This window comes from Lelliottia jeotgali, assembly GCF_977070485.1.
In genome coordinates this window covers 1-12,456 of the sequence record NZ_CDRVFO010000007.1, presented here as the reverse complement: position 1 = coordinate 12,456, position 12,456 = coordinate 1, and the positions used below count along the sequence as shown (strand labels likewise).

Genomic DNA, 12,456 nt, shown 5'->3' with positions numbered 1-12,456 from the left:
GCAGTTGGCGCTTTGAGTTCTTGCGCTCTGGGCGGGCCTGGCCGCGTGGTCGCGCGCCAGTGGAAAAGCTGCCAGTTTGAGCCTGCGGCAAGCGTGCTGACAACCCCGTTGTCAGCCTTGATGCGCGGCCAAGTGACAGGCGCGGCCATTCACAGGATAATGCGCGCACTTTACAAGGAGGTTCGCCCCCGGCGAACCGGCATTGGTCTTGGCTGTCGTAAGCCTTTGTTTGGCAGTCCGCCCCTGACAACCCAGGAGTGTCTGGTTTGATCGTCTTTCGTTATCTCTCCCGCGAGGTCCTGGTGACCTTGAGCGCCGTCAGCGCAGTGCTGCTGGTGATCATCATGAGCGGGCGTTTCATCAAGTACCTGGCCCAGGCGGCCCAGGGCGTGCTCGACCCGAGCGTGCTGTTCCTGATCATGGGCTTCCGCCTGCCCGGTTTCTTGCAACTGATCCTGCCATTGGGGCTGTTCCTCGGCATCCTTCTGGCCTATGGCCGGCTGTATCTGGAAAGCGAGATGACCGTGCTGTCGGCCACCGGCATGAGCCAGCAACGCCTGCTCGGCCTGACCATGGCACCTGCGGCACTGGTCGCCTTGCTGGTGGCCTGGCTGAGCCTGAGTCTGGCGCCGCTGGGCGTTGCCCAGGTGCAGCAGATCATTGGCCAGCAGGATGCCCTGACCGAGTTCGATACCTTGGTGCCGGGCCGCTTCCAGACCCTGCGCGACGGTTCGCGGGTGACCTACACCGAGGAGTTGACCGATGATCGCAGCAACCTCACCGGTGTATTCATCTCCGAGAAGCGCTTCAACCAGGACAAGACCAAGGACCGTGCACCGTCCGTGCTGGTAGCCGAAAAGGGCCACCAGGAAGTGCAGGCCGACGGCAATCGCTATCTGGTGTTGCAGAATGGCTACCGCTATGACGGCAACCCTGGCCAGGCCGATTACCGGGCCATCAAGTACGACACCTACGGCGTGCTGTTGCCCAAGCCTGAAGTCAGCGAGGAAGTGACCGAGCGTGAAGCCATTCCTACCTCCCAACTGATCGGCAATGCCGGGCTACGCGAACGTGCCGAGCTGCAATGGCGCATCTCGTTGCCGATCCTGGTATTCATCGTGACCCTGCTGGCAGTGCCGCTGTCCCGGGTCAATCCGCGCCAGGGCCGCTTCCTCAAGCTGCTGCCGGCGATTCTTCTGTACATGGCCTACCTGACGATGCTGATTTCCGTACGTGGCGCTCTGGAGAAAGGCAAGCTGCCGATCGCCCTGGGCATGTGGTGGGTGCATGGGCTGTTCCTGCTCATCGGCCTGGGCCTGATGTACTGGGAGCCGTTGCGCCTCAAGCGTGCCGCCCGTCGTGCGGAGGTGGCCCATGGTTAAGCTCGACCGCTACATCGGCCAGAGCGTGCTGATGGCCATCCTGGCCGTGCTGGGCATCATTCTGGGCCTGGCTTCGTTGTTCGCATTCATCGATGAGATGAGCGATCTGAGCGATACCTATACCGTCATGGATGCTGGCTGGTTCACATTGCTCACGGCGCCCCGCCGGCTCTACGACATGTTGCCGATGGCGGCACTGATCGGCTGCCTGATCGGCCTGGGCAGCCTGGCCAGCAGCAGCGAACTGACCATCATGCGTGCCGCCGGGGTTTCCATCGGGCGTATCGTCTGGGCGGTGATGAAACCGATGCTGGTGCTGATGCTGGTCGGCCTGCTGATTGGTGAGTACGTGGCGCCGATCAGCGAGAACAAGGCCCAGGCCGACCGTTCCCTGGCCCAGGGCGGCGGTGAGGCGCAGAGCTCCAAGCGCGGCATGTGGCACCGTCAGGGTGATGAGTTCGTGCATATCAACTCGGTGCAGCCCAATGGCCTGTTGCTGGGTGTGACCCGCTACCGCTTCGATGACGAGCGTAAGATCGTCACGTCGAGTTTCGCGCGCCGGGCGCGTTATGAGAACGATCATTGGGTACTCAGCGATGTCAGCACCACCTACTTCCGTGGCGATCACACCGAAGTGGTGAAGAGCTCGGAAGAACGCTGGGATGTCTCGGTGACCCCACAATTGCTCAATACCGTGGTGCTGGCCCCGGAGTCGCTGTCGATCACCGGGCTGTGGGACTACATCCACTACCTGTCCGACCAGGGCCTGAACAATGCCCGTTACTGGCTGGCGTTCTGGACCAAGGTGCTGCAGCCGGCGGTGACTGCGGCCTTGGTGCTGATGGCGATTTCGTTCATCTTCGGGCCGCTGCGTTCGGTAACCCTCGGCCAGCGTGTGTTCACTGGCGTGCTGGTGGGGTTTGTATTCCGTATTGCCGGCGACCTGCTTGGCCCTTCGAGCCAGGTGTTCGGCTTCCCGCCGCTGTTGGCGGTAGTGATCCCGGCTGGTGTGTGTGCACTGGCCGGCTTATGGTTGCTGCGCCGGGCGGGATGATGGCCTGATGATGCGAGAAAGCCGACCTCAGGGTTAATGCCAGTCAGGTAATCGTTTTGGGGCCGCAAAGCGGCCCTAACAACGCCAACTGACTGGCTTATTTCTTCTGTTTCGGTACCCGCACCAACTGTGTCTGCGAGTAAATGTCATGCCAGCCGCGCTTGCGCTTGTCGATCAGTGACCAGAAGAACCCCAGCCCCAGGCACAGCCATGAGGCGATCGACACGATAAAGCGCAGCAGCGCCTGCCACAGGCTGATTGCGCTGCCATCAAGGTTTTGCACGCGCACGCCCCATACCTGCATGCCCAGGGTCTGCCCGCCGTGGGTCCAGAACTTGGCAAAAAAACCGAACAGCGCAAACAGCAGGATTGTCGACAGCAGCGGGTCGCCGTCCAGCGCACCAGCCTCGGTCAGTTCGCGCATGCGTGCCTCGCCGATGATCGCCATCTGGATCATCTTGTAGGCCCCTGCGGTGACGATCAGCAAGGCCGTACACAACAGGAAGTCGTAGAACATCGCCGCCAGGCGCCGGCCCAGGCCGACCGGCGGGAAATCACCTTGGGGTGAAAGCAGAGGCTTGGGCATGCAGGACAGCTCCGAATGGCTAAGCCGCTATTCTACGGGCAAAAAAAAACCCCTGCACTGGGCAGGGGCTTTCTTCTAAGTCGCGACCGGCTTAGCCGAGGACTTGAACCTTGTCAGCCTGCAGGCCTTTTTGGCCCTGAACTGCTTCGAAGGTGACCTTCTGGCCTTCTTTCAGGCTCTTGAAGCCGTTGCCCTCGATGGCACGGAAGTGCACGAACAGATCAGCACCGCTTTCTGGGGTGATGAAGCCGTAACCTTTCTCGTCATTGAACCACTTGACGGTACCGTTCTGACGCTCAGCCATTGTCTTATTTCCTATGAAGCTTAAATTTTAATGACAGTTACTTTCACGTTATCAAAAGTGAAAGAGTACTGGGCTGGGTTGCAGGAAAGTAAGTCACGTCGAACGGGTTGTAGCAGATTGCGGCTACTGGCCCAGGTCACGAACTGTTGCGACCCATGCAAACACAGTGCAATGACTCTACGCCAACTCCCAAGAAAAAAACAAGCCCTTGCTCAGCTGGAAAATCGGGCTTTTTTCGATAACTGTACATTTCATCGCAAACGGCATGGCGCCTGGCCTGGCGCCATGTTCATAAGTTATGGGGCAGGTTCGGAAACGAATAAGTCGACCTGCTCGCAAACCTCATGTACCGCGTTCAACCGCGATAGTAACGTTGCGCCACAAAAGGCGTTTTGCTGACTTTCAGGGCAACCTTCTTGCCGCGCACCAGGGCAAACAGTGAAGTGTCCAGCGCGCCATGTTCGATCTCGACATAACCCATTGCAACCGGTGCGCCAAGTGTCGGGCCGAAGCCGCCACTGCTGACTTTACCTACGGGCTTGTCAGATGCATCGACAATCTCTGCGCCTTCGCGCACGGGCGTACGTTCCTGTGGCAGCAGGCCAACACGCTTGCGGGCCACGCCGGCTTGCTGCTGGGCAAAGACCACATCGGCACCAGGGAAGCCGCCAGCGCGCGCCCCGTCGGCGCGGCGGACCTTGGACACGGCCCAGAGCAGGCTGGCCTCGACCGGCGTGGTGGCGGTGTCCATATCGTGGCCATACAGGCACAGGCCCGCTTCCAGGCGCAGAGAGTCGCGCGCGCCCAAGCCGATCGGCTGCACTTCAGGCTCGGCCAGCAGGCGGCGGGCCAGTGCTTCGGCGGCCTTGGCCGGAACCGAGATTTCATAACCGTCTTCGCCGGTGTAGCCCGAGCGGCTGACGAAGCAGTCTTCGCCCAGCAGGCTGACTGGGCGCAACTGCATGAAGGTCATGCCGGCTACTTCCGGGGCCAGGCGCGCGAGCACGGTGACTGCGGCCGGGCCTTGCAGGGCGAGCAGGGCACGTTCCTCGAACAGTGGCTGAATCTGGCAACGGTCCCCGATATGCTGCTGCAGGTGGGCCAGATCCTGCTCCTTGCAGGCGGCATTGACCACCAGGAACAGCGTGTCGTCGCCCAGGTTGGCAACCATCAGGTCGTCGAGGATGCCACCTTGCTCGTTGGTGAACATGGCATAGCGCTGCATGCCCACTGGCAGGTCGATGATATCCACTGGCACCAGGCTTTCCAGTGCCTGGGCGGCATTCTTGCCACGCAGGATGATCTGGCCCATGTGTGAGACATCGAACAGGCCGGCCTGCTCACGGGTGTGCAGGTGCTCCTTGAGCACGCCCAGCGGGTACTGCACCGGCATGTCGAAGCCGGCGAATGGCACCATGCGCGCGCCCAGTTCCAGGTGCAGGGCGTGTAGCGGGGTCTTGTGCAGTGTTTCGGACATCGGTGACTCCTTGGTTTTGTTGTCGGGTCAACATTCAATGATGTTGACGGCCAGACCGCCGCGGGCGGTCTCCTTGTATTTGCTTTTCATGTCGGCGCCGGTCTGGCGCATGGTGCGGATGACCTTGTCGAGCGACACGTAGTGCTGCCCGTCGCCACGCAGGGCCATACGCACCGCATTGATGGCCTTGACCGAGCCCATCGCGTTGCGCTCGATGCAGGGCACCTGTACCAACCCTCCGATCGGGTCGCAGGTCAGGCCCAGGTTGTGTTCCATACCGATTTCGGCAGCGTTTTCCACCTGTTGCACGCTGCCGCCCATCACTTCGCACAAGGCGCCGGCTGCCATTGAGCAGGCCACGCCGACTTCGCCCTGGCAGCCGACCTCGGCCCCGGAGATCGAGGCGTTTTCCTTGTACAGGATGCCGATGGCCGCGGCCGTCAATAGAAAACGCACGACGCCGTCTTCACTGGCACCGGGGACGAAGCGCATGTAGTAGTGCAGTACTGCCGGGACGATGCCCGCGGCACCGTTGGTCGGTGCAGTGACCACGCGCCCGCCGTAGGCATTTTCCTCGTTGACCGCCAAGGCATAGAGGTTGACCCAGTCAAGTACCGACAACGCATCGCGCAGGTTGGCCTCCGGGTGCTGGCTGAGTTGACGGTACAGTGCCGGTGCCCGGCGTTTAACCTTCAGCCCACCCGGCAGGATGCCCTCGTGCCGGTAGCCGGCTGCGACGCAATCCTGCATTACCTGCCAGATCCGCAGCAGACCCGCACGGGTTTCGGCCTCGGGGCGCCAGGCCACCTCGTTGGCCAGCATCACCTGGCTTACCGAGAGGTGATGGGCGGTGCAATGCCCGAGCAGTTGCTTGGCGGTCTTGAACGGGTAGACGAGTACGGTGCTGTCCTCGACGATGCGGTCTTGCCCGGCGGCCTCTTCGTCGACCACGAAACCGCCGCCCACCGAGTAGTACTCCCGGCTGCGGATTTGCAGGCCGGCGGCGTCGAAGGCGCGGAAGATCATGCCGTTGGGGTGGTACGCCAGTGGCTTGCGGATCATCGCCAGGTGCTGCTTCTCGATGAAGGCGATGGTGTGTTCACCGAGCAGGTGCAGATGGCCGCTTTCACGGATTGCCTGCAGACGGGCGGGAATGGCTTCGGTGTCGACGGTATCGGGGTGCTCGCCTTCCAGGCCAAGCAGTACCGCCTTGTCGCTGCCATGGCCTTTGCCCGTAGCACCCAGCGAGCCGTACAGCTCGGCCTTGACGCTGGCGGTGCTGGCCAGCAGGCCGTCACGGCGCAAACCTTCGGCGAAACGCGCGGCAGCGCGCATCGGGCCGACCGTGTGGGAGCTGGAGGGGCCGATGCCGATCTTGAACAGGTCGAAGACGCTCAGTGACATGGTGCTTCCTCCTGACATATCCGGTTAACCCTTTGGGGCTGCTGCGCAGCCCATCGCCGGCAAGCCAGCTCCCACAGGTTCAGCGCTGCTTCCACGACGGGTTGCAGTACCGGTGGGAGCCGGCTTGCCGGCGATGGGCCGCGAAGCGGCCCCAGGCGGTCAGGCGTCCTGATAGCTCTCGATCGACGGGCAGGCGCACACCAGATTGCGGTCGCCGAACACGTTGTCGACCCGGCCCACAGGTGGCCAGTACTTGCCTTCCACCAGGCTTGGCAGCGGGTACACCGCCTGTTCGCGGCTGTAGCCGTGGCCCCACTCGCCAGCCAGCTCGGCAGCGGTGTGCGGAGCGTTCTTCAGCGGGTTGTCATCCTTGTCCAGGCTACCGTTCTCCACGGCGCGAATCTCTTCGCGGATCTGGATCATCGCGTCGCAGAAGCGGTCCAGTTCTTCCTTGGCCTCACTTTCGGTCGGCTCGATCATCAGCGTACCGGCCACCGGGAAGGACATGGTCGGGGCGTGGAAGCCGAAGTCGATCAGGCGCTTGGCCACGTCGTCGACGCTGATGCCGCTGGTATCCTTGAGCGGGCGCAGGTCGAGGATGCACTCGTGGGCGACCAGGCCATTGCCGCCGGTGTACAGAACAGGATAGTGCTCTTCCAGGCGGCGGGCGATGTAGTTGGCATTGAGGATCGCCATCTGCGAGGCACGCTTGAGGCCGGCACCGCCCATCATGCGGATGTACATCCAGGTGATCGGCAGAATGCTGGCGCTGCCGAACGGTGCGGCGCATACCGCCCCGTCACGGTTCTGCAACTGAGCGTGGCCGGGCATGAACGGCGCGAGGTGTGACTTGACGCCGATCGGGCCGACGCCTGGGCCGCCACCGCCGTGCGGAATGCAGAAGGTCTTGTGCAGATTCAGGTGCGAGACGTCGCCGCCGAACTTGCCCGGTGCGCACAGGCCGACCATGGCATTCATGTTGGCGCCGTCGATGTACACCTGGCCGCCGTTGTCGTGAATGATCGCGCAGATCTCGCCGATCGCTTCTTCGAACACGCCGTGGGTCGACGGGTAGGTGATCATGATCGCGGCCAGGCGCTCGCGGTGCTCGATGGCCTTGGCGCGCAGGTCCTCGACATCGACGTTGCCACGCGCGTCACACGCGGTGACCACGACGCGCATACCGGCCATGTGTGCGGTTGCCGGGTTGGTGCCATGAGCCGAGGAGGGGATCAGGCAGATGTCGCGATAGCTTTCGCCGCGGCTGCGGTGGTAGGCGCGGATGGCCAGGAGGCCCGCGTATTCGCCCTGGGAGCCGGCGTTAGGTTGCAGCGACACGGCGTCATACCCGGTGGCGGCGCAGAGCATGGCTTCCAGCTCGGTGGTCATCTGCAGGTAGCCCTGGCTTTGCTCGGCCGGGGCGAACGGGTGCAGGTTGCCGAACTCGGCCCAGGTCACCGGGATCATTTCACTGGCGGCGTTGAGCTTCATGGTGCACGAGCCCAGCGGGATCATGCTGCGGTCCAGCGCCAGGTCCTTGTCGGCCAGGCGGCGCAGGTAGCGCATCAGCTCGGTTTCGCTGTGGTAGCGGTTGAACACCGGGTGTTCGAGGATGGCCGACTGACGCAGCAGGGCGGCAGGCAGGCGCGAACCGGTGCTGGCGGCCAGGGCGGCGAAGTCCGGTTGTGCCTGTTGGCCACCGAACAGCTGCCACAGCGCCTCGACGTCAGCCTGGGTACTGGTTTCGTCGAGCGACAGGCCCAGGTGGGCGGCGTCGATCTGGCGCAGGTTGATGCGCTGGGCGCGTGCCTTGTCGTGCAGGCCTGCGGTAGCGTTGCCGGTGGCCAGGGTCAGGGTGTCGAACGCGGTTTCTCCGACCACTTGCACGCCAAGGGTTTTCAGACCGGCAGCGAGGATCGAGGTCAGTGCGTGGGTGCGTTCGGCGATGCGCTTGAGGCCCGCAGGGCCGTGGTATACGGCGAACATGCTGGCAATGTTGGCCAGCAGCACCTGGGCGGTGCAGATGTTGCTGGTGGCCTTCTCGCGGCGGATATGCTGCTCGCGGGTTTGCATGGCCAGGCGCAGGGCAGTCTTGCCGAACCGGTCGATCGACACGCCGACCAGGCGGCCCGGCATGTCGCGCTTGAATGCGTCGCGGGTGGCGAAGTAGGCCGCGTGCGGGCCGCCAAAGCCCAGCGGTACGCCAAAGCGCTGGGCGCTGCCGATGGCAACGTCTGCTTCGAACTCGCCCGGTGGGGTCAGCAGCGTCAGGGCCAGCAGGTCGGCGGCCACGGCGACAAGGGCGTTGGCGCCGTGCAGGCGCTGCACCAGCTCGCGGTAGTCGAACACCTCGCCATTGCTGGCCGGGTATTGCAGCAGTGCACCGAAGAAGGCGCTGACGTCATCGAGTTCACGCTCGTCGCCCACCACGATCTCGATACCCAGTGGTTCGGCACGGGTACGCAGGACGTCGAGGGTCTGCGGGTGGCAATGCACCGAGGCGAAGAAGGCATGGCTGGCCTTGTTCTTCGACAGGCGCTTGCAGAAGGTCATGGCCTCGGCTGCCGCGGTGGCTTCGTCGAGCAGGGAGGCGTTGGCGATCGGCAGGCCGGTCAGGTCGCTGATCAGGGTCTGGAAATTGAGCAAGGCTTCCAGGCGGCCTTGGGAGATTTCGGGCTGATAAGGGGTGTAGGCGGTGTACCAGGCCGGGTTTTCCAGCAGGTTGCGCAGGATCGGCGCCGGGGTGTGGGTGTTGTAATAACCCTGCCCGATATAGCTCTTGAACAGCTGGTTTTTACCGGCGATAGCTTTCAGCGCAGCGAGGGCATCGGCCTCGCTCTGGCCGTCTTCGGCGCCCAGTACGCTGGTGCCCTTGATGGTGTCGGGGATGACTGCGGCGGTCATGGCCTCCAGCGAGTCGAAGCCCAGGGTGGCCAGCATGGCCTGCTCGTCCGCGGCGCGTGGGCCGATGTGGCGGGCGATGAATTCGTTGGCGGTGCCGAGGTTGATGGTCATGGTCGGGTTCCTCAGGCGTCGTCGTTGGCTTTGATCAGGCGGTCGTAGGCGTCCTGGTCGAGCAGGGCAGCCACTTCGTTCATGTCGGCCGGAATGAAACGGAAGAACCAGCCTTCGCCCAGGGGGTCCTCGTTGACCAGCTCAGGGCTGTCGTTCAGGCCGTCGTTGATGGCGACCACTTCCCCGCTCAGGGGCATGTACACGCCGCTGGCGGCTTTGACCGACTCGACGGTGGAGGCTTCGGCACCTTTGTCGTATTGCTGCAGCTCCGGCAGTTGCACGAAGACCACATCGCCGAGGGCGTTCTGGGCGTAGGCGGTGATGCCTACGGTGACGCTACCGTCAGCTTCGACGCGCAGCCATTCGTGATCTTCAGTGAAACGCAACTCGCTCATGGGGAATCCTCGGGAAGCAGGGCGTTGGGCGCGGTGGGTTCGCGCTCTTGGGTTGGGATTCCCTTAGCAATAATGCGGCCACTCGTAAAAAAGTCTTATAAAACAATAGGTTAAATATTGGTCGTGATCATTCTGCAATTTTTTTGGAATGAAAACGATACAGTTGGCGAGAAAGGAAAAAGAGTTTGGGGATCAAACCCTTGCACAGACGGATCCGAAGGAGTTTGTATTGATTTCAATACGGTGTATTGAAATCAATACAATGAGACGTTTGGGCTTAGCCCGCAACGAAAAACGGCAATGCCAGGTACAGCTTGATGACGATGACATTGATGATGTCGATGAAGAACGCTCCCACCATCGGCACCACCAGAAACGCCAAATGCGAAGGCCCGAAGCGGTGGGTTACGGCTTGCATGTTGGCGATGGCGGTTGGCGTGGCACCCAGGCCGAATCCGCAATGCCCGGCTGCCAATACCGCTGCATCGTAATTGCTGCCCATGACCCGGAAGGTGATGAAGATAGCGAACAGCGCCATGAGCAACGTCTGTGCGGCCAGGATAATCAGGAAGGGCAGGGCGAGTGCCGCCAGGTCCCACAACTTGAGCGACATCAGTGCAATGGCCAGGAACAGCGACAGGCTGACGTTGCCCAGCACTGAGATTTCACGCTCGAATACCTGATACAGACCCAGCGCTGAAAGCACGTTGCGTAACAACACCCCGACAAACAAGACGCAAACGAATGTTGGCAGTTCGAACGCCGTGCCCAGTAGTTGGCCATTCAACAGGGTGCCGCCGAGCAGGCTGACCGAAATCAGCGCTAAAGTCTCGATGAACGAGAAGGGAGTGATCAGGCGTTCTTTTTTGGGCTCTTCAAATCCCTTGGGCAAGTGAGGCGTTGCTTGGTCCACGCCAGGGATCTGCACACGCTTGATCAGCAGGCGGGCGACCGGGCCGCCGATCAGGCCGCCCAGCACCAAGCCAAACGTGGCGGAGGCCAAGGCCAGCTCCGAGGCGGAGGCCAGGCCATATTTTTCGCTGAAGGTACTGCTCCAGGCCGCGCCCGTACCGTGGCCGCCCGACAGCGTGATGGAGCCGGTCAGCAGGCCCATCAACGGGTCCAGCCCCAATGCCGTGGCCAGGCCGATGCCCATGGCATTCTGCACCAGCAGCAAGCCGGTCACCACGACCAGGAAGATGCCGACCACGCGCCCGCCTTTTTTCAAACTGGCGAAGTCTCCGTTCAGTCCGATGGTGGCGAAGAACGCCAGCATCAACGGTGCTTGCAATGAAGTATCGAATTGCACTTGCAGGTCGAAGCTGCGTAACAGGAGCAGGATCAGGGCAACGACCAGGCCGCCTGCAACAGGTTCGGGAATATTGTAGGTTCGCAGGACAGCGACACGAGTCACCAGGCCATGGCCCAGTAACAGCACCAGGGAGGCGGCGACCAATGTGCCATAGAAGTCGAGTTCAAGCATGAGAGGCGCTCTCTCCATAACAAAGAAGAGCGTCATTTTCGCAGCAGTGCTTGTTGAAGTATTGGCTGGGCCTGTAGGAACAGTCTGAAACCTGATTGCGAAAAGTTTAATCCTTGCCAGGACTACCATGATTTGCGCACTGCTGCGTCATCGGGGATGCGATGTTTGCAGCAGTCCCGCCATTTTTCGGGCAAATCGAAAACGGCCGGCCGATCAAATCCTTGTAAGCTCGCACTCAAACGATCGGGTATCAAAAATGCTAGCGTGTACCCAAATCGATACGCATCAGATCAGTCATGTGCTTTAGGTAGTGCGGGATGGAGAGTGGGGCGAGCCGATCGAGCAGCGTTTCCATGTAATAGGGTGGTTTTAATAGGCGGTGGTTGGGGCAAGTACCTGTGTATCAGTTATTTGTTCCTTGCTTGTAGGATTTGTCTATTTTCAAGTACTCATCTCTTTTTTCTTGGGCTGGCGTATTAGGCTGAGTGCTGCGGTGCAACACTTTTTGCGTTTTGTTGAGGGTGGTAGGGGAGTTGGCTAAGCCACTTTTCTCGGTTTTGCTCGTCCTGAAACTTATCAATAGCAATCGCAAGTGTTGTGACTGGCGCATACGAGGCTAATGAGATTTTATCAAGGAGATATAATGGCCCGAAAAAAAAGACAAGTCATATTGCCACCAACCTATGTCGGGGCACAACCTTCACGCCCTGGGGCTTCTGCTCCTGGAGGCAGTGTCGCCAATCATGTGGGACCGATTTTGGAGGGGTTTCAGATATCAGCCGCTGGCGCAATGAAAATCGCTGATGATGCAGCCAGGGTCGTTTATCTTGAGAGCTTGTCTGCACTGGTTGGCAGGCTTGAGCAAGAAATCGCTATTGTACGTAAAAAACGGGGTGGCGCTCAGCTATCACATATCGAAAGCCTCCAGGAAGATATCGCTGCTCGTTCAGTCTTGTTGGGTCGAAAAACAGCAGATCTGGAGCTGCAGCAAACACAGGCGAATAGTTATTACGGGGCTTCTCCGTTTGGAAGGAAGCCTGAGGAATACGCCCATGCTACCTTCAGGAATATTGCAACTGGTCTTATTAAAATAACGAGTGCTCAGGAAGCTCTCAATGCTGCCTATCGTGCCGCGTATATGGTGCAGTTGCGAGAAGCCGAAATACAGATGCTTCAAGCGCAAATAGCAGCGCTGCAACAAGCTCTTCACACTGCGCAGGAGCAACTCAGAGCGGAAGCTGAGGCCCAAGCTCGGGCCAAGGCAGAGGCAGAAGCTGCGGCTCGGGCCAAGGCAGAGGCAGAAGCTGCGGCTCGGGCCAAGGCAGAGGCAGAAGCTGCGGCTCGGGCCAAGGCAGA

Annotated in this window: 10 protein-coding genes; 3 read left to right on the top strand and 7 right to left on the bottom strand. The window is 61.0% G+C overall.

Annotation, left to right across the window (positions count from 1 at the left end):
* The first annotated feature begins 266 nt into the window (after positions 1 to 266).
* On the top strand, positions 267 to 1,382 hold the full coding sequence (lptF, locus tag ACW4TB_RS12115; RefSeq protein WP_012316049.1) for an LPS export ABC transporter permease LptF: 1,116 nt from the start codon (positions 267 to 269) through the stop codon (positions 1,380 to 1,382).
* Entirely contained in the window at positions 1,375 to 2,436 is a 1,062-nt protein-coding gene (gene lptG / locus ACW4TB_RS12110) for an LPS export ABC transporter permease LptG (protein WP_012316048.1), read from the top strand. The genes lptF and lptG overlap by 8 nt, the downstream gene beginning before the upstream one ends.
* Positions 2,437 to 2,533: 97 nt before the next feature.
* On the opposite strand, the gene ACW4TB_RS12105 is transcribed toward lptG, so the two are convergent.
* The 7 genes from ACW4TB_RS12105 to gltS form a co-directional block, all read right to left on the bottom strand.
* Positions 2,534 to 3,022, bottom strand: coding sequence for an RDD family protein (locus ACW4TB_RS12105; RefSeq protein ID WP_012316047.1), 489 nt, complete (start codon positions 3,020 to 3,022; stop codon positions 2,534 to 2,536).
* A gap of 91 nt (positions 3,023 to 3,113) precedes the next feature.
* Complete coding sequence (locus ACW4TB_RS12100; protein WP_012316046.1) at positions 3,114 to 3,326, bottom strand: cold-shock protein; 213 nt, start codon at positions 3,324 to 3,326, stop codon at positions 3,114 to 3,116.
* Between the two features lie 355 nt (positions 3,327 to 3,681).
* Positions 3,682 to 4,803, bottom strand: a complete 1,122-nt coding sequence (gcvT, locus tag ACW4TB_RS12095; RefSeq protein ID WP_012316045.1) for a glycine cleavage system aminomethyltransferase GcvT — start codon at positions 4,801 to 4,803, stop codon at positions 3,682 to 3,684.
* 27 nt (positions 4,804 to 4,830) lie between these two features.
* Entirely contained in the window at positions 4,831 to 6,207 is a 1,377-nt protein-coding gene (locus tag ACW4TB_RS12090; protein WP_279930713.1) for an L-serine ammonia-lyase, read from the bottom strand.
* Between the two features lie 159 nt (positions 6,208 to 6,366).
* Positions 6,367 to 9,222, bottom strand: a complete 2,856-nt coding sequence (gene gcvP / locus ACW4TB_RS12085) for an aminomethyl-transferring glycine dehydrogenase (protein WP_279930715.1) — start codon at positions 9,220 to 9,222, stop codon at positions 6,367 to 6,369.
* An 11-nt stretch (positions 9,223 to 9,233) separates the two neighbouring features.
* Positions 9,234 to 9,617 (bottom strand): glycine cleavage system protein GcvH, encoded by a 384-nt coding sequence (gcvH, locus tag ACW4TB_RS12080; RefSeq protein ID WP_012316042.1) that lies wholly within the window; start codon positions 9,615 to 9,617, stop codon positions 9,234 to 9,236.
* Positions 9,618 to 9,894: 277 nt separating this feature from the next.
* Entirely contained in the window at positions 9,895 to 11,100 is a 1,206-nt protein-coding gene (gene gltS, locus ACW4TB_RS12075) for a sodium/glutamate symporter (protein WP_279930718.1), read from the bottom strand.
* Positions 11,101 to 11,743: 643 nt separating this feature from the next.
* On the opposite strand from gltS, the gene ACW4TB_RS12070 reads away from it, so the two are divergent.
* Positions 11,744 to 12,456 (top strand): hypothetical protein (locus ACW4TB_RS12070; RefSeq protein ID WP_455828340.1); only part of this gene is annotated, 713 nt, incomplete at its 3' end.